This is a genomic window from Pseudomonas sp. LB3P31 (assembly GCF_054897945.1).
Window position 1 is genome coordinate 2,219,591 of sequence record NZ_CM142710.1, and the last position, 16,854, is coordinate 2,236,444.

Genomic DNA, 16,854 nt, shown 5'->3' on the forward strand with positions numbered 1-16,854 from the left:
TTCATTTGGCGAAAATCTCCAGCAATCGGGGCGCTATCTTGTCCAGCGAACGAATTTCCACTGCCGCGTCGATGGCCGCAGCCGCCTTGGGCATGCCATACACCGCGCTGCTTTGCTGGTCCTGCGCAATCGTCAGGTAGCCCTGTTGGCGCATGAGTTTAAGCCCCTGTGCGCCATCTCGCCCCATGCCGGTGAGCAAAACACCGACGGCATCGCCGTTCCAGTAACTGGCCACACTTTCGAAAAACACATCGATCGAGGGCCGGTAGATCTCGTTGACCGGTTCGGCGGTGTACGCCAGCGTGCCGTTCTTCAACAAGCGAATATGGTGGTTGGTGCCGGCCAGCAGCACCGTGCCGGTTTGCGGCGGCTCGCCTTCCTGGGCCAGGCGCACGTTGAGGCCGCTGGCACTGCTGAGCCATTCGGCCATGCCGGCGGCGAACACCTGGTCAACGTGCTGCACCAGGACAATGGCCGCCGGAAAATCCCGTGGCAGGCCCTTGAGCAATACTTCCAGGGCGGCGGGCCCGCCGGCGGACGAGCCAATGGCGATCAGGCGCTGGCGCGAACCCGCGCTGCGCAGCGGGCTGGGGGCCGGGCGCTCGAGGTTGCCCTTGTCGCCGATCAGCCAGCCGATGTTCATGATCTTGCGCAACAGCGGTGCCGCCGCCTCCTGGGCGTTGCCGGCCCCCAGTGCCGGGGTGTCGACCACGTCCAGCGCGCCATGGCCCATAGCCTCGAACACCCGATGGACATTCTGCTGGCGGTCGACGGTGACGATGACAATCGCGCAGGGGGTTTCGGCCATGATCCGGCGGGTGGCCTCGACGCCATCCATCACCGGCATGATCAGGTCCATCAGGATCAGGTCCGGAGTGTTCTCGGCGCAGCGTTGCACCGCCTCGGCGCCATTGCTGGCGACCCAGATCACCTGATGCGCTGGGTCGAATGCCAAGGCGCGGCGCAGAGCCTCTACCGCCATGGGCATGTCGTTGACGATTGCGATCTTCATGCCCGTGCTCCTCCGATGAGCTCAGCCACTGCATCGAGCAGGGCATCGTCATGAAAACTGGCCTTGGCTAAATAATAGTCGGCTCCGGCGTCCAGTCCACGACGGCGATCTTCCTCGCGATCCTTATAGGACACCACCATCACCGGCAGCGATTGCAGGCGGTTGTCGCGCCGCAACAACGACACCAGCTCGATGCCGTCCATGCGCGGCATGTCGATATCGGTAATCAGCAGATCAAAATCCTCCGAACGCAGGGCATTCCAGCCATCCATGCCGTCGACCGCCACGGCCACGTCGTAGCCACGGTTGAGCAACAGCTTGCGCTGCAGTTCCCGCACGGTCAGGGAATCGTCGACCACCAGAATGCGCTTGCGCGCCGCTTCGACCACTTGATTGCCCTGGCGCGCAATACGCTCCAGGCGCCCGGTATTGAGCAGTTTGTCCACGGAACGCAGCATATCCTCGACGTCGACAATCAGCACCACCGATCCGTCATCGAGCAGGGCCCCGGCAGAAATGTCCTGCACTTTGCCCAATCGCTCATCCAGCGGCAGGACCACCAGGGTCCGCTCACCGATGAATCGTTCGACGGCCACCCCGTAAATCGCCTCACGCTCGCGGATGACTACTACCTTCAGCGTCTGCTGGTTGCCCTGGCTCGCAGGGCGCTGCAACAGCTGGCTGGCGGCGACCAGGCCGACATGCCGGCCTTCATGCCAGAAGTGCTGGCGGCCCTCGACCTGCACAATGTCGGCCGGTTCGAGGTCGCACATGCGTTCGATGTGCGCCAGCGGGAAGGCATAAGCCTCGTCACCGACTTCCACCACCAGGCTGCGCACCACCGACAGCGTCAACGGCACTTCGAGATGGAAGCGACTGCCCTCGCCCGCCGTCTGCTCCAGCTCCACCGCGCCGCGCAACTGGCGGACCATGTGCTGCACCGCGTCCAGGCCGACGCCACGGCCGGAGACTTCGGTGACCTTGTCGCGCAGGCTGAAGCCTGGCAGGAACAGGAACGTCAGCAGCTCCTCTTCGCTCAACTGCGCGGCGGTTTCGGCCGGAGACAATTGGCGTTCGATGATGCTGCGCCGGACTTTCTCCAGGTCGACGCCGTTGCCGTCGTCGCTCAGCTCCAGCACCAGCAGGCCGGCCTGGTGGGAGGCGCGCAGGCGGATCAAACCTTCAGCAGGCTTGCCCGCCAGCAACCGTTGTTCAGGGGATTCAATGCCGTGGTCGACGGCGTTACGCAGCAGGTGGGTCAGTGGCGCTTCGAGTTTTTCCAGGACATCACGGTCGACCTGGGTCTTCTCACCCTCGATTTCCAGGCGCACCTGTTTGCCAAGGCTGCGCCCAAGGTCACGGACCATCCGCACCTGACCGGTCAGCACATCGGCGAACGGCCGCATGCGACAGGCCAGCGCCGTGTCGTACAGCACCTGGGCGCGTTGACTGGCCTGCCAGGCAAACTCGTCCAGCTCGGCATTTTTCTCCACCAGCAACTGCTGGGATTCCGCCAGCAGCCGGCGAGCATCGTCGAGGGCTTCCTGGGCTTCCAGGCTCAAGGTCTGATCCTTGAGGTGCACATTGAGATTTTCCAGCGCGCGCAGGCCGTTGCTCTGCATGCGTTTGAGGCGCTGCATGGTGGCCAGGTGCGGTTTAAGCCGCAGGGTCTCCACCAGGGATTTGCTCGACAGGTCGAGCAGGCTGTTCAGGCGTTCTGCCGTGACCCGCAGGACCCGCTCGCCGTTCTCGGTGGTGCGGCGATTTTTCAGCAGTGGCTCGGCGGGAGCCGCCGGCAATGGCTCAATAATCGGCACTTCGATTAGCGGCGCCTCCGGTTCCGGCTCCGCCATGAATGGCGCGATGGGCGTGCTGATCGGAGCCGCCAGCGCCAGCGGGTCGAGCAACAACCCCATCAACGCCACATAAGCCTCGATGTCGGTGGTGCCCGGCGCATTATCGGGAGTAGCGATACGCATCAGCAGGTCGGTGCCTTGCAGCAAGGCATCGATGTGTCCCGGTCGCAGGTACAGGCGGCCTTCCTGGGCACTGACCAGGCAGTCTTCCATGACGTGGGCAACGCTGACCCCGGCATCCACGCCGACAATTCGCGCGGCGCCCTTGAGCGAGTGGGCGGCACGCATGCACGATTCGAGGTGATCGGCCTGGGTCGGGTCGCGCTCAAGGGCCAGCAGGCCGGTGCTCAGCACCTGGGTCTGGGCTTCGGCTTCCAGGCTGAACAGTTCCAGCAACGAGGCGTCGCGCATCTGTTCGGGGGTCATGCGAGGCTCCGGGTCACGGCGGACAGCAGTTGCTCTTCATCCAGCCAGCGCAGGCTGCGACCCTTGAATTGCAAGACGCCATGGGTGTACTTGCTGCTGGCCTGGGTGCCGGAACGGGACGCCGCCTCCAGGACCCGCTCGTCGATGGCGTGAATCCCGTCCACTTCGTCCACCGGCACCACCACCGGCCCGCCGTGGGCGCCGATAATCAACATGCGCGGCATCACTCGCGCGCCTGGCAGTACGCTGTTGACTGCGTCGAGGCCGAGCAGCTCCACCAGCGACAGGCACGCCACCAGCGCGCCGCGCACATTCACCACGCCGAGCAGGGCCTGGGAGCGTTGATGCGGCAACGAGTGAATCGCCTGCAACGGTGCAACTTCCACCAGGGTGCGGGTGGCCAGTCCCAGCCACTCTTCGCCGAGCCGGAACATCAGCAGCGAACGGGTTTTCACCTCGCTCTCGACGGCGCTGGAGAGCTGCGCGCGGTCTTCCTGCTGCAACGCGTAGCGGTCGAGCAAACGCGTGGCGGCAGCGGAATACACCGGGCAATTGCGGCAGTGAATATGCTCGCTCAGCAGCGGGCAGGACTTGTCACCGTGGACCCCGATGCGGTTCCAGCAGTCGTCGATGGCCTGGGCATCTGCATGGGTGACGCTCAAGGTGTCGGAAGCGGTCATCGTTTACGCTCACTGTCAACGGCGCGCTCGCTGCGGGCGGCGCGGTCCTGCAATCGTCTGGCACCCGCCGTATCGCCCTGGGATTGCAGCAAGGCCGCCAGGTGCATCAACGCGTCGGGGTGTTGCGGTTCAAGGTACAACGCCTTGCGATAAAAGCCCTGGGCTTCGAGGGCGCTGCCGGCGATATCACTGAGCAAGCCCAGCCAGTAAAACACCTGGGCTACCGGTTCGTGGCTGCGCAGGTAGCTTTCGCACGCGGCCCGGGCTTCGGCGCTCTTGCCTTCGTTGGCCAGCGCGGCGATGTTCGCCAGCAAGGTCGAGGTTGGCGTCTGGGCTTTGGCCACGACTGGCAGCGCAGCCTGGATTGCAAAGGGACGACTGCGCGTTGGCGCGGGGATCACGCTGCGCACTGGCTGGTGCTGCGGCAACGGTTTTGGCGCAGGAACAAATGCCGGAGCAGGCTCAGGCGCGGCTTGGCGACTGAAGGCAAATGACTGCGGGATGCCGATCGAGCGCATGCCAAAACGTCCCAGCAGACTGCCCTCGGCCGGGCCGATAAACAGCACGCCGTCGACATGGGTCAGCTGCTTCAATACTTCAAACACCTGCTGCTGGGTCGGCAGGTCGAAATAGATCAGCAGATTGCGGCAGAACACAAAGTCATACGCAGGCAAATTGGCCAGCAGCGTCGGATCGAGCAGGTTGCCAACCTCCAGCCGCACCTGTTCCAGTACGCGCTCGTCGAGGCGATAGCTGTCGCTTTCAGGGGTGAAATAACGCTCGCGAAATTCGATGTCCTGGCCACGGAACGAGTTTTTTCCGTACACCGCGCGCTTGGCTTTTTCCACCGACAACGGGCTGACGTCCATGCCTTCGACCTTGAACTGATGCGGCTTGAGCCCGGCATCGAGTAGCGCCATGGCAATCGAGTACGGTTCTTCGCCGGTGGAGCACGGCAAACTGAGGATGCGCAGGGCGCGCATGTTGTTGATCTCGGCCAGGCGCCTGGCTGCCAGCTTCGCGAGGGTGGCGAAGGATTCCGGGTAACGAAAGAACCAGGTCTCGGGCACGATCACCGCTTCGATCAACGCCTGTTGCTCGTCACGCGAGCCTTGCAGGCGGTGCCAGTACTCGTCGGCAGTCAGGGCATTGTTCGCGCTGCTGCGCTGGCGCACGGCGCGCTCGATGATCGCCGGCCCCACGGACGTCACGTCGAGACCGATACGCTCCTTGAGGAAATCGAAAAATCGCTGGTCGCTGCTCATGAGCGCTCCTCAAGCAGGGCCGGATCCAGCGGCGGCGATGGAAACAGCAGCGCCCGCACCGAGTCATCCAGCAGATCGGCGACCCGCACCCATTGCAGCAAACCCTGGGCATCCTCGCGCACTGGCCCCAGGTACGGCGCCTGGCGATTGTCCAGGCCGTACGGCTGAAATTCCGAAGCGTGGCAGCGCAGGGTGTCGGTGGCCTGTTCGAGGATCAGCCCGAGCAGTTGCGCCTGCGCGGTTTCAGCAACCCGGTAATGCACCAGCACCAGCCGCGTGCTGGTACGTGCCTGTGCCGGCTGGCCAAAGGTCAGCAAGCTGAGATCGATCACCGGCACGACCGCACCGCGATAGGCAAACACCCCCGCGACCCAGGCCGGCGCCTTGGCGATCGGCTTCAATGGCACGCGCGGCAGCACTTCCGCCACCTCGATCGCCTGCACGGCATAACGTTCGTCGCCAATGCGAAACACCAGGAACAGGGACTGCTTGGCCGGCACCACGGCGCCGCGTCTGGCCGCAAGGTCGCTCATCAGACTTTGAATCGCGACACGCCGCCACGCAGCCCCACGGCCACCTGGCTCAGTTCGTCGATGGCGAAACTGGCCTGGCGCAGGGACTCGACGGTCTGGCTGCTGGCATCACCCAACTGCACCAGCGCATGGTTGATCTGTTCCGCGCCAGTCGCCTGGGCCTGCATGCCTTCGTTGACCATCAGCACCCGCGGTGCCAGCGCCTGGACCTGGTGGATGATCTGCGACAACTGTTCGCCCACCTGTTGCACCTCGGACATGCCGCGGCGCACTTCCTCGGAGAATTTGTCCATGCCCATCACGCCCGCCGATACCGCCGACTGAATCTCGCGCACCATCTGCTCGATGTCGTAAGTGGCCACGGCGGTCTGGTCTGCCAGGCGTCGGACTTCAGTGGCGACCACGGCAAAACCGCGGCCGTACTCACCGGCTTTTTCCGCTTCGATAGCGGCATTGAGCGACAGCAGGTTGGTCTGGTCGGCCACCTTGACGATGGTCACCACCACCTGATTGATGTTGCCGGCCTTCTCATTGAGGATTGCCAGTTTGGCGTTGACCAGATCCGCAGCGCCCATCACCGAATGCATGGTGTCTTCCATGCGCGCCAGGCCTTGCTGGCCGGAACCGGCGAGCACCGAGGCCTGGTCGGCGGCGGTGGAGACTTCGGTCATGGTGCGCACCAGGTCCCGCGAGGTGGCAGCGATTTCCCGGGAGGTCGCACCGATCTCGGTGGTAGTGGCCGCGGTTTCGGTTGCGGTGGCCTGTTGCTGCTTGGAAGTAGCGGCGATTTCAGTCACCGAAGTGGTTACCTGCACCGACGAGCGCTGGGCTTGCGATACCAGCGCGGTGAGTTCGGTCATCATGTCGTTGAAGCCGGTTTCCACGGCGCCAAACTCATCCTTGCGGTCGAGGTTGAGACGACCGCTGAGGTCACCGGTGCGCATGATTTCAAGGATTTTCACGATGCGGTTCATCGGCGCCATGATGGCGCGCATCAGCAGCAGGCCGCACAGGCCCGCGGCCAGCACCGCAATCAGCAGGGAGATGCCCATGATGATCTTGGCAGTGACCACCGCATTGTCGATGGCGATGATGTCCTGATCGGCTACCGCCTTGTTCTGACGGATGATGTCATTGAGCTTTACTCGCCCGGCTTTCCAGGCAGGAGTCAGTTGCTCGTCGAACATGCGGATCGCTTCGGCTTCCTGGTTGCGCTTGTGCAAGTCGAGCACGGCGACCAGGAGCTTGTAGTAGTCCTGGTGCAGTTTTTCAAAGGCGGCGTACTCGAGCTTGTCCTCGTCCGTGGTGACCGTGCCGCGATAGTTGCTCATCTGCTCCTGCAAATGGACTTCGAAGGTGTTGAACTCGTCTTCGTCCGCAGCACTGACCCCCTGACCCTCCTTGAGGCCGAGCATGTGCTGGGTCCGCAGGTAACTGTCAGTCCAGGCGCCTCGGATCATCGAGCTGTAATACACGCCCGGCAGTGCATCTTCACGCACGCTGGCTTCACTTTCCTCGATCTTCAGCAGCCGCGAATAGGAGACGATGACCATCAGCAACATGATGGCGATAATTACCGCAAAGCTCGCCAAAATGCGTTGGCGCAACGTCCAGTTCTTCACAGTCAGTCCTCGGGGCCGTTTCAAATGCTGCGGAGTATAGCCGAGGGCGGTGTGTCATTTATAAGACGGATGCGCACCAGTTCTCATCCTGGTGAGATTGACACCGGGATGAATGGTCATGGAGGTAGAAAATCAAAGGATCGCAGCCTTCGGCAGCTCCTACGGCTGCGATCATTTGAGAAGGGTGTTTACAGTGATGCCTGGCGTACCTGTTTCTCCAGCTCGGCCTTCAAACCGGGCTCAAGCTTGAGCTGGCGGGCCAGTTCATCGAGGTAGGACTTCTCCATGAAGTTTTCCTCATCCACCAGCAGCACGCTGGCGATGTACATCTCGGCGGCCATTTCCGGGGTGCTGGCGGCGCGGGCGACGTCGGTTGGGTCCAGTGGCTTGTTTAGCTCGGCATGCAGCCAATGCTGCAATTCCTGATCGTTGTCGAGCTTGATGAATTCGCCTTCGATCAGCTCACGCTCGCGCTCATCGACATGGCCATCGGCCTTGGCCGCCGCCACCAGCGCCTTGAGGATCGCCTGACTGTGCTGCTCGACCTGGGCTGGCGGAACGCGGTCGACGGTTTGCGGCTCTTGCTTCGGTGCGGTGCCCTGCTGCGCCTGCCAGTTGCCATAAGCCTTGTAGGCAATGACCCCCAGCGCCGCGAGGCCGCCATATATGGCTACCTTGCCGCCGACCTTGCGAACTTTCTTGTTGCCGATCAACAGCCCCATGGCACCGGCAGCCAGTGCGCCACCACCGGCGCCCGAGAGCAGGCCGCCGAGGCCACCCGAGCTTGCGGAACCACCGAGCAAACCGCCCAATCCGCCGCTGGATGACTTGTTGTGAGAGCCCCCGGCCTTGTTTTTCAACAGGTCCTGGCCGGACTTGAGCAGTTGGTCGAGCAATCCACGGGTAATCATGTGCGCCTCCAAACATTCGGTCTATCGGACCAATAAGGCCATCAGCCTAGATCGAAAGTGCCCCAGGCCCTGCTGCGAGAGTGCTTCCAGATGTTGCATATGTCCGGCGACCACACTCAGGCCATCAGAAAAAAAGATATACACTGGCTCAAATCTAAAAATAACGCCCACCGGGTACTTTTTCATGATGACCTTGCGTCAGATCCGTCATTTCATCGCCGTGGCTGAAACCGGCTCGATTTCCGCCGCCGCGCAAACCGCCTTCATTTCCCAGTCCACGCTGACCCTGGCGATCCAGCAACTGGAGCAGGAGATTGGCGTGAGCCTGTTCAACCGCCACGCCAAGGGCATGACGCTGACCCACCAGGGGCACCAGTTCCTGCGTCAGGCGCACCTGATTCTGGCGACGGTGGACAACGCCAAGCGCAGCTTGCAGCAGAGCACCGACCAAGTGGCCGGGCAGTTGATCATCGGCGTGACCAGCCTGGTCGCCGGTTATTACCTGGCAGACCTGCTCACCCGCTTCCAGCGCGCCTACCCCAATGTGGAAATCCGCGTGATGGAGGATGAGCGGCCTTATATCGAGCATCTGCTGGTCAGCGGCGAGATCGATGTAGGCGTGTTGATCCTTTCCAACCTCGAAGATCGCCACGCCCTGCAAACCGAAGTCTTGACCCATTCACCCCATCGCCTTTGGCTGCCGGCCCAGCACCCGTTGCTGGAACACGACAGCATCAACCTGGCCGACGTCGCGCGCGAACCGCTGATTCAGCTGAACGTTGATGAAATGGACCGAAACGCCCACCGCATGTGGTGCAGCGCCGGCCTGCAACCGCGCATCACGCTGAAAACCGCCTCCACTGAAGCGGTGCGCAGCCTGGTGGCTGCCGGCCTGGGGGTGTCGATCCAGCCGGACATGACCTACCGCCCCTGGTCGCTGGAGGGCGACATCATCGAAGCGCGCCCGATTGCCGACCTGAGCCAGACCCTCGATGTCGGGCTTGCCTGGCGTCGCGGCACCGCGCGCCCTGCGCTGGTGGACCCATTCCTGACCGTCGCCCGGGAGCAACCCCACGGCGGGCGCAAGCCATCTATTTAATCGAACGCCACCTTCAGTATTTAGTATTTGTCGACCTCGGGGCCTCAGACTAGTCTTGTTACATCTATATAAGACGGCCGGGCCCCAGTCACTGGGAGCACCATGGCCACACAAGAAAAGAGAACCCGTAAAATGGCTGGCGCGCAGACCCCGTTATTCACCGCGTTGTTGATTGATGGCGAATTAGTCGCGGGCCAGGGCTTTGTCGAACCGATCCTCAACCCGGCCACCGGTGAGGTGCTGACGCACATTGCCGAAGCCAGCACCGAGCAAGTCGAAGCCGCCGTGCTTGCGGCGCATCGCGCTTTTGCCAGCTGGTCGCGAACTACACCGCAGCAACGTTCGGTGCTGCTGCTGGAAATCGCCAACGCCATCGAAAAAAATGCCGACCTGCTCGCCCGTCTTGAATCCCTGAACTGCGGCAAACCCCTGCACCTGGCACGCCAGGACGACTTGAGCGCGACCGTTGACGTGTTCCGCTTCTTCGCCGGCGCCGTACGCTGCCAGACCGGCCAGCTCAGCGGTGAATACCTGCCGGGCTACACCAGCATGGTGCGGCGTGATCCCATCGGCGTCGTCGCCTCGATTGCGCCCTGGAATTACCCGATCATGATGGCCGCGTGGAAGATCGCCCCGGCCCTCGCCGCCGGCAACACCCTGGTGTTCAAGCCTTCGGAACACACGCCGCTGTCGATCCTGGCATTGGCCCCTGCCCTGGCTGAAATTCTGCCACAGGGCGTGATCAACATTGTTTGCGGCGGCGGTGAAGGCGTTGGCAGTCATCTGGTCAGCCACCCGAAAGTGCGCATGGTGTCGTTGACCGGCGATATCGTCACCGGGCAGAAGATCCTCCAGGCCGCATCGAAAACCCTCAAGCGCACGCACCTCGAACTCGGCGGCAAGGCCCCGGTGATCGTCTGCAACGACGCCGACATCCAGGCCGTGGTCGAAGGCGTTCGCACCTATGGCTATTACAACGCCGGGCAGGACTGCACCGCGGCCTGCCGAATTTATGCCCAGGCCGGCATTCATGACCGCCTGGTGGCCGAGCTCGGTGCCGCCGTCAGCAGCCTGCGCTTCGCCGGCAAGCGCGATGCCGACAACGAGATCGGTCCGCTGATCAGCACTCGCCAGCGCGATCGCGTGGCCAGTTTTGTCGAGCGCGCCCTCGGCCAGCCGCACATTGAGCGAGTGACTGGCGCGGCAGTGCATTCCGGCGCCGGTTTCTACTACCAGCCAACGCTGCTCGCCGGCTGCAAACAGACCGATGAAATCGTCCAGCGCGAAGTATTCGGCCCGGTGGTCACCGTGACCCGTTTCGATGAGCTGGAACAGGCGGTGGACTGGGCCAATGACTCGGAATACGGCCTCGCCTCTTCGGTCTGGACCCAGAACCTCGACAAAGCCATGCAGGTCGCAGCACGCCTGCAATACGGCTGCACCTGGATCAACAGCCATTTCATGCTGGTCAGCGAAATGCCCCATGGCGGCCTGAAACGTTCGGGCTACGGCAAGGACCTGTCCAGCGATTCGCTTCAGGACTACAGCGTGGTGCGGCACATCATGGCCCGCCACGGACAGCATTTATAAAAGCGCACTACGCTAACAATTAGCCGTAAAGGCATTGGCTTGACCCCGTTCCAACTGCCCCGACCATAATTAAAGAAGAGGGAAACCCCATGTTCGTGCACAAGACCGCACTGCTCAGTGCAATCACCACAGCGCTGCTGGCCAGTGCCAGTATCCAGGCCGCCGAACCGCTGAAAGCCGTCGGCGCCGGCGAAGGCCAGCTGGATATCGTGGCCTGGCCCGGCTACATCGAACGGGGCGAAAGCGACAAGGCTTATGACTGGGTGACCGGTTTCGAGAAGGAGACAGGCTGCAAGGTCAATGTGAAAACCGCTGCGACCTCCGATGAGATGGTCAGCCTGATGGCCAAGGGCGGTTACGACCTGGTGACCGCGTCGGGCGATGCGTCGCTGCGACTGATCGTGGGCAAGCGCGTTCAGCCGATCAACACCGACCTGATCCCGAACTGGAAAAGCATCGACCCACGCCTCAAGGATGCGCCGTGGTACGTGGTCAACAAGCAGACCTATGGCACCCCGTATCAGTGGGGGCCGAACGTGCTGATGTACAACACCGATGTGTTCAAGACCGCGCCGACCAGCTGGAACGTGGTGTTCGACGCGCAGAACCTGCCCGACGGCAAACCGAACAAGGGCCGCGTGCAGGCCTATGACGGCCCGATCTATATCGCCGACGCCGCGCTGTATCTGAAAACCGCCAAGCCGGAACTGGGCATCCAGAGCCCGTACGAACTCACCGAAACCCAGTACAAGGCCGTGCTCGATCTGCTGCGCGCCCAGCAGCCGTTGATCCACCGCTACTGGCACGACACCACCGTGCAGATGAGTGACTTCAAGAACGAAGGCGTGGTCGCGTCCAGCGCCTGGCCGTATCAGGTCAACGGCCTGATGAACGAGAAGCAGCCGATCGCCTCGACCATCCCCAAAGAAGGCGCCACCGGTTGGGCCGACACCACCATGTTGCACACCGAGGCCAAGCATCCGAACTGCGCCTACAAGTGGATGGACTGGTCGCTGCAACCGAAGGTCCAGGGCGATGTAGCCGCCTGGTTCGGTTCGTTGCCAGCCGTGCCGGCCGCCTGCCAGGGCAGCGAGCTGCTGGGCGCCGAGGGTTGCAAGACCAACGGTTTCGACCAGTTCGAAAAGATCGCCTTCTGGAAAACCCCGCAGGCTGAAGGCGGCAAATTCGTGCCGTATAGCCGCTGGACCCAGGATTACATTGCGATCATGGGCGGCAGATAACACCCCCTCTCAAGATCAAAAGATCGCAGCCTGCGGCAGCTCCTACGCCGACCGCAGGCATCACAAATGCGGCGTCTTCTACAAATCCCGTAGGAGCTGCCGAAGGCTGCGATCTTTTCGCAGCGGACTCGATTTAATTTATTTATAGAAAGCGCGCCTTTTCGGAGCACCGCACCATGACGCTTGCAGTCCAGTTCACCAACGTTTCCCGTCTATTCGGCGAAGTGAAAGCCGTAGATCGGGTTTCCATCGACATCCAGGACGGCGAGTTCTTCTCCATGCTGGGCCCTTCCGGCTCGGGCAAAACCACCTGTCTGCGCCTGATCGCCGGTTTCGAACAACCGAGCGCAGGTTCCATCCGTATACATGGCGAAGAAGCCGCCGGGCTGCCGCCGTATCAGCGTGACGTCAACACCGTATTCCAGGACTACGCGCTGTTCCCGCACATGAACGTTCGTGACAACGTCGCCTACGGCCTTAAGGTCAAGGGCGTGGGCAAGGCCGAGCGCCTGAAACGTGCCGAAGAAGCCCTCGATATGGTTGCCCTCGGTGGCTACGGCGAGCGCAAGCCGGTGCAACTGTCAGGCGGCCAGCGCCAGCGCGTGGCCCTGGCTCGCGCCCTGGTCAATCGTCCTCGGGTTTTGCTGCTCGACGAACCCCTGGGCGCCCTCGACCTGAAGTTGCGCGAGCAGATGCAGAGCGAGCTGAAAAAGCTGCAACGCCAGCTCGGGATCACCTTCATTTTCGTTACCCATGACCAGACCGAAGCGCTGTCGATGTCCGATCGGGTTGCGGTGTTCAACAAGGGTCGCATCGAACAGGTCGACACCCCGCGCAACCTCTACATGAAGCCGGCGACCACTTTCGTCGCCGAATTTGTCGGCACCTCGAACGTCATTCGTGGCGACCTGGCGCAGCAGTTGAGCGGCAATCCACAGCCGTTTTCGATTCGCCCGGAACACGTACGCTTCGCCGAAGGCCCGCTGGCCAGCCACGAGATCGAAGTCAGCGGCCTGCTCCACGACATCCAGTACCAAGGCAGCGCCACGCGTTATGAACTGAAGCTGGAAAACGGCCAGACCCTGAACATCAGCCAGGCCAACAACCAATGGCTGGATATCAGCGCCCAGCACCAGACCGGCCAGCGGATCACCGCGCGCTGGGCCCGGGAAGCGATGATCGCGCTGCAAGACCACGCAGTCGGCGGGGTGTGAGATGAACACCTTGGCTATCTCGCAAACCCCGTCGGGTGGCTCGCCGCTGCGCAGGTTTGCCAACCTGCTGTACCGCCGGCCCAACCTGTACCTGTCAATGCTGCTGGTGCCGCCGCTGATCTGGTTCGGCGCGATCTACCTCGGCTCGTTGCTGACGCTGTTGTGGCAAGGCTTCTACACCTTCGACGACTTCACCATGGCGGTCACGCCGGACCTGACCCTGGCGAACTTCGCGGCCCTGTTCCAGCCGTCGAACTTCGACATCATCCTGCGCACCCTGGGCATGGCGATTGTCGTGTCGATTGCCAGTGCCGTCGTGGCCTTCCCGATCGCCTACTACATGGCGCGCTACACCACCGGCAAGACCAAGGCGTTTTTCTACATCGCGGTGATGATGCCGATGTGGGCCAGCTACATCGTCAAGGCCTATGCCTGGACGTTGCTGCTGGCCAAGGGCGGCGTGGCGCAATGGTTCGTCCAGCACCTGGGGCTGGAGCCGGTCCTGCAGTTCGTGCTGGGCATTCCGGGTGTTGGCGGCAGTACCTTGTCGACCTCGCACCTGGGCCGTTTCATGGTGTTCGTCTACATCTGGCTGCCGTTCATGATCCTGCCGATCCAGGCGTCCCTGGAACGTTTGCCGCCGTCGCTGCTGCAAGCCTCCGCCGACCTTGGCGCCAAGCCACGCCAGACGTTCATGCAGGTGACCCTGCCGCTGTCGATCCCGGGCATTGCCGCCGGTTCGATTTTCACCTTCTCCCTGACCCTGGGCGACTTCATCGTGCCGCAGCTGGTGGGGCCGCCGGGGTACTTCGTCGGCAGCATGGTCTACGCCCAGCAAGGGGCGATCGGCAACATGCCGATGGCCGCAGCCTTCACCCTGGTGCCGATCGTGCTGATCGCCATTTACCTGTCCATCGTCAAACGCCTGGGGGCCTTCGATGCACTCTAATTCTGACAAGCAGGGGGAGAAAGCCTCTCTAGGGTTGAAAATCGCAGCCTGGGGCGGTTTGGTATTTCTGCACTTCCCGATCCTGATCATCTTCCTGTACGCGTTCAACACCGAAGACGCTGCATTCAGTTTTCCACCCAAGGGCTTCACCCTGAAGTGGATCGGCGTGGCGTTCTCGCGGCCCGACGTGCTGGAAGCGATCAAGCTGTCGTTGCAGATCGCCTCCATCGCAACGCTGATCGCGATGGTGCTCGGCACGCTGGCTTCGGCGGCGTTGTACCGGCGCGATTTCTTCGGCAAGCAAGGCATCTCGCTGATGCTGATCCTGCCTATCGCGTTGCCGGGGATCATCACCGGGATCGCCTTGCTGGCGACGTTCAAGACGCTGGGGATCGAGCCGGGGATGTTCACCATCATCGTCGGCCACGCGACCTTCTGCGTGGTGATCGTCTACAACAACGTCATCGCCCGGTTGCGCCGTACTTCGCACAGCTTGATCGAAGCCTCGATGGACCTCGGTGCCGACGGCTGGCAGACCTTCCGCTACATCGTCCTGCCGAACCTCGGCTCGGCGTTGCTGGCCGGCGGCATGCTCGCGTTCGCCCTGTCGTTCGACGAAATCATCGTGACCACCTTCACCGCCGGCCATGAACGCACCCTGCCGCTGTGGCTGCTCAACCAGCTCAGCCGCCCACGGGACGTGCCGGTGACCAACGTGGTCGCAATGCTGGTGATGATGGTGACCATGCTGCCGATCCTCGGCGCGTATTACCTGACTCGCGGCGGTGAGAGTGTTGCGGGTAGTGGCGGGAAGTAACCGACAACTCAAATCCAAATGTCGGAACCGAATCCTGTGGGAGCGGGCTTGCTCGCGAAAGCGGTGGGTCAGCCAACATAAATGTTGAATGTTAGACCGCATTCGCGAGCAAGCCCGCTCCCACAGTTGGAACCAGTTCCTTCAGTTCAAAACAACAGTTCCGAAGAGGACCAACCCATGCAAACCAAACTCCTGATCAACGGCCAACTGATCGCCGGCGAAGGCCCGGCCCAAGCCGTGTTCAATCCATCACTGGGCCGGGTCCTGGTGGAAATCAACGAAGCCAGCGAAGCCCAGGTCGACGCCGCCGTGCGTGCCGCCGATGCGGCGTTCGACAGCTGGTCGCAGACCCCGCCGAAAGACCGCTCGCTGCTGCTGCTCAAACTCGCCGACGCCATCGAAGCTCACGGCGAGGAGTTGGCCAAACTGGAATCGGACAACTGCGGCAAACCCTACAGCGCCGCGCTGAACGACGAGATCCCGGCGATTGCCGACGTGTTCCGTTTCTTCGCCGGTGCGAGCCGCTGCATGAGCGGTTCGGCTGGCGGTGAATACCTGCCCGGCCACACCTCGATGATCCGCCGCGATCCAGTGGGCGTGATCGCCTCCATCGCGCCGTGGAACTACCCGTTGATGATGGTCGCCTGGAAAATCGCTCCGGCCCTCGCCGCCGGTAATACCGTGGTCCTCAAGCCGTCGGAACAAACCCCGTTGACCGCGTTGCGCCTGGCCGAACTGGCGTCGGACATTTTCCCGGCCGGAGTACTCAACCTGGTATTCGGTCGCGGTCCTACGGTGGGCGCCCCGCTGGTTACCCACCCGAAAGTGCGCATGGTGTCGCTGACCGGCTCGATCGCCACCGGTTCGAACATCATTTCCAGCACCGCCGATAGCGTCAAGCGCATGCACATGGAGCTGGGCGGCAAGGCCCCGGTGATCATCTTCGACGACGCCGACATCGACGCCGCCGTGGAAGGCATCCGTACCTTCGGTTTCTACAACGCTGGCCAGGATTGCACCGCAGCCTGCCGCATCTATGCCCAGGCGGGCATCTACGAGAAGTTCGTCGAGAAGCTCGGTGCCGCCGTCAGCAGCATCAAGTATGGCCTGCAGGATGACCCGGCGACCGAGCTCGGCCCGCTGATCACTGCGCAGCATCGCGACCGCGTGGCCGGCTTCGTCGAACGCGCCGTGGCGCAGTCGCACATCCGCCTGATCACCGGCGGCAAAGCGGTGGAAGGCAATGGCTTTTTCTTCGAGCCGACGGTGCTGGCAGACGCACAACAGGACGACGAGATCGTCCGTCGCGAAGTGTTCGGGCCGGTGGTTTCGGTGACCAGGTTCAGTGATGAGGCGCAGGTGCTGGGCTGGGCCAACGACTCGGATTACGGCTTGGCCTCATCGGTCTGGACCGCCGACGTCGGCCGCGCACATCGCCTGGCGGCGCGCCTGCAGTACGGCTGCACCTGGGTCAATACGCACTTTATGCTGGTCAGCGAAATGCCCCATGGCGGTCAGAAATTGTCTGGGTATGGCAAGGACATGTCGATGTATGGACTGGAGGATTACACCGTTGTTCGGCATGTGATGTTCAAGCACTAAAAGCAAAAGCATCGCGAGCAGGCTCACTCCTACAGGA

General features: G+C 62.4%; 14 protein-coding genes. 7 read left to right on the forward strand and 7 right to left on the reverse strand.

Annotation, left to right across the window (positions count from 1 at the left end; genetic code table 11):
* Position 1 precedes the first annotated feature (1 nt).
* From cheB to ACYZTK_RS10160, 7 genes are all read right to left on the reverse strand, one after another.
* Positions 2-1,012, reverse strand: a complete 1,011-nt coding sequence (cheB, locus tag ACYZTK_RS10130) for a chemotaxis-specific protein-glutamate methyltransferase CheB (RefSeq protein ID WP_462014308.1) — start codon at positions 1,010-1,012, stop codon at positions 2-4.
* Complete coding sequence (locus ACYZTK_RS10135) at positions 1,009-3,294, reverse strand: response regulator (RefSeq protein WP_462014309.1); 2,286 nt, start codon at positions 3,292-3,294, stop codon at positions 1,009-1,011. Before ACYZTK_RS10135 ends, cheB begins: the two co-directional genes overlap by 4 nt.
* Complete coding sequence (locus tag ACYZTK_RS10140; RefSeq protein WP_462014310.1) at positions 3,291-3,974, reverse strand: chemotaxis protein CheW; 684 nt, start codon at positions 3,972-3,974, stop codon at positions 3,291-3,293. Before ACYZTK_RS10140 ends, ACYZTK_RS10135 begins: the two co-directional genes overlap by 4 nt.
* Positions 3,971-5,239, reverse strand: coding sequence for a CheR family methyltransferase (locus ACYZTK_RS10145; protein ID WP_462014311.1), 1,269 nt, complete (start codon positions 5,237-5,239; stop codon positions 3,971-3,973). The genes ACYZTK_RS10140 and ACYZTK_RS10145 overlap by 4 nt, the downstream gene beginning before the upstream one ends.
* Positions 5,236-5,772: a chemotaxis protein CheW gene (locus tag ACYZTK_RS10150; protein WP_462014312.1), complete on the reverse strand. Its 537-nt coding sequence runs from the start codon at positions 5,770-5,772 to the stop codon at positions 5,236-5,238. Before ACYZTK_RS10150 ends, ACYZTK_RS10145 begins: the two co-directional genes overlap by 4 nt.
* A complete protein-coding gene (locus tag ACYZTK_RS10155; protein WP_462014313.1) occupies positions 5,772-7,394 on the reverse strand; it encodes a methyl-accepting chemotaxis protein in 1,623 nt (540 codons plus the stop codon). Before ACYZTK_RS10155 ends, ACYZTK_RS10150 begins: the two co-directional genes overlap by 1 nt.
* Before the next feature lie 188 nt (positions 7,395-7,582).
* A complete protein-coding gene (locus tag ACYZTK_RS10160) occupies positions 7,583-8,305 on the reverse strand; it encodes a tellurite resistance TerB family protein (RefSeq protein WP_462014314.1) in 723 nt (240 codons plus the stop codon).
* Between the two features lie 184 nt (positions 8,306-8,489).
* Between ACYZTK_RS10160 and ACYZTK_RS10165 the strand changes: the two genes are divergently transcribed.
* From ACYZTK_RS10165 to ACYZTK_RS10195, 7 genes are all read left to right on the forward strand, one after another.
* Complete coding sequence (locus tag ACYZTK_RS10165; protein ID WP_462014315.1) at positions 8,490-9,404, forward strand: LysR family transcriptional regulator; 915 nt, start codon at positions 8,490-8,492, stop codon at positions 9,402-9,404.
* A gap of 102 nt (positions 9,405-9,506) precedes the next feature.
* A complete protein-coding gene (locus ACYZTK_RS10170) occupies positions 9,507-10,994 on the forward strand; it encodes a gamma-aminobutyraldehyde dehydrogenase (protein ID WP_462014316.1) in 1,488 nt (495 codons plus the stop codon).
* Positions 10,995-11,083: 89 nt separating this feature from the next.
* Positions 11,084-12,235, forward strand: coding sequence for a putative ABC transporter substrate-binding protein YdcS (gene ydcS, locus ACYZTK_RS10175; RefSeq protein WP_462014317.1), 1,152 nt, complete (start codon positions 11,084-11,086; stop codon positions 12,233-12,235).
* Positions 12,236-12,411: 176 nt separating this feature from the next.
* Positions 12,412-13,449: an ABC transporter ATP-binding protein gene (locus ACYZTK_RS10180; RefSeq protein WP_462014318.1), complete on the forward strand. Its 1,038-nt coding sequence runs from the start codon at positions 12,412-12,414 to the stop codon at positions 13,447-13,449.
* A 1-nt stretch (position 13,450) separates the two neighbouring features.
* Positions 13,451-14,398: an ABC transporter permease gene (locus ACYZTK_RS10185; RefSeq protein WP_462014319.1), complete on the forward strand. Its 948-nt coding sequence runs from the start codon at positions 13,451-13,453 to the stop codon at positions 14,396-14,398.
* The gene (locus ACYZTK_RS10190; protein ID WP_462014320.1) at positions 14,388-15,215 is read left to right on the forward strand and encodes an ABC transporter permease; all 828 of its coding nucleotides are present in this window, start codon (positions 14,388-14,390) and stop codon (positions 15,213-15,215) included. Before ACYZTK_RS10185 ends, ACYZTK_RS10190 begins: the two co-directional genes overlap by 11 nt.
* Before the next feature lie 177 nt (positions 15,216-15,392).
* Positions 15,393-16,817: a gamma-aminobutyraldehyde dehydrogenase gene (locus ACYZTK_RS10195; RefSeq protein WP_462014321.1), complete on the forward strand. Its 1,425-nt coding sequence runs from the start codon at positions 15,393-15,395 to the stop codon at positions 16,815-16,817.
* The last annotated feature ends 37 nt before the right edge of the window (positions 16,818-16,854 follow it).

Bases quoted from the DNA above. Each gene is read 5' to 3' on its own strand.
- ACYZTK_RS10165 (WP_462014315.1), top strand. From the start codon at position 8,490: ATGATGACCTTGCGTCAGATCCGTCATTTCATCGCCGTGGCTGAAACC.
- ACYZTK_RS10185 (WP_462014319.1), top strand. From the start codon at position 13,451: ATGAACACCTTGGCTATCTCGCAAACCCCGTCGGGTGGCTCGCCGCTG.
- ACYZTK_RS10180 (WP_462014318.1), top strand. From the start codon at position 12,412: ATGACGCTTGCAGTCCAGTTCACCAACGTTTCCCGTCTATTCGGCGAA.
- ACYZTK_RS10140 (WP_462014310.1), bottom strand. From the start codon at position 3,974: ATGACCGCTTCCGACACCTTGAGCGTCACCCATGCAGATGCCCAGGCC.
- ACYZTK_RS10150 (WP_462014312.1), bottom strand. From the start codon at position 5,772: ATGAGCGACCTTGCGGCCAGACGCGGCGCCGTGGTGCCGGCCAAGCAG.
- ACYZTK_RS10190 (WP_462014320.1), top strand. From the start codon at position 14,388: ATGCACTCTAATTCTGACAAGCAGGGGGAGAAAGCCTCTCTAGGGTTG.
- ydcS (WP_462014317.1), top strand. From the start codon at position 11,084: ATGTTCGTGCACAAGACCGCACTGCTCAGTGCAATCACCACAGCGCTG.
- ACYZTK_RS10135 (WP_462014309.1), bottom strand. From the start codon at position 3,294: ATGACCCCCGAACAGATGCGCGACGCCTCGTTGCTGGAACTGTTCAGC.
- ACYZTK_RS10145 (WP_462014311.1), bottom strand. From the start codon at position 5,239: ATGAGCAGCGACCAGCGATTTTTCGATTTCCTCAAGGAGCGTATCGGT.
- ACYZTK_RS10160 (WP_462014314.1), bottom strand. From the start codon at position 8,305: ATGATTACCCGTGGATTGCTCGACCAACTGCTCAAGTCCGGCCAGGAC.
- cheB (WP_462014308.1), bottom strand. From the start codon at position 1,012: ATGAAGATCGCAATCGTCAACGACATGCCCATGGCGGTAGAGGCTCTG.
- ACYZTK_RS10195 (WP_462014321.1), top strand. From the start codon at position 15,393: ATGCAAACCAAACTCCTGATCAACGGCCAACTGATCGCCGGCGAAGGC.
- ACYZTK_RS10170 (WP_462014316.1), top strand. From the start codon at position 9,507: ATGGCCACACAAGAAAAGAGAACCCGTAAAATGGCTGGCGCGCAGACC.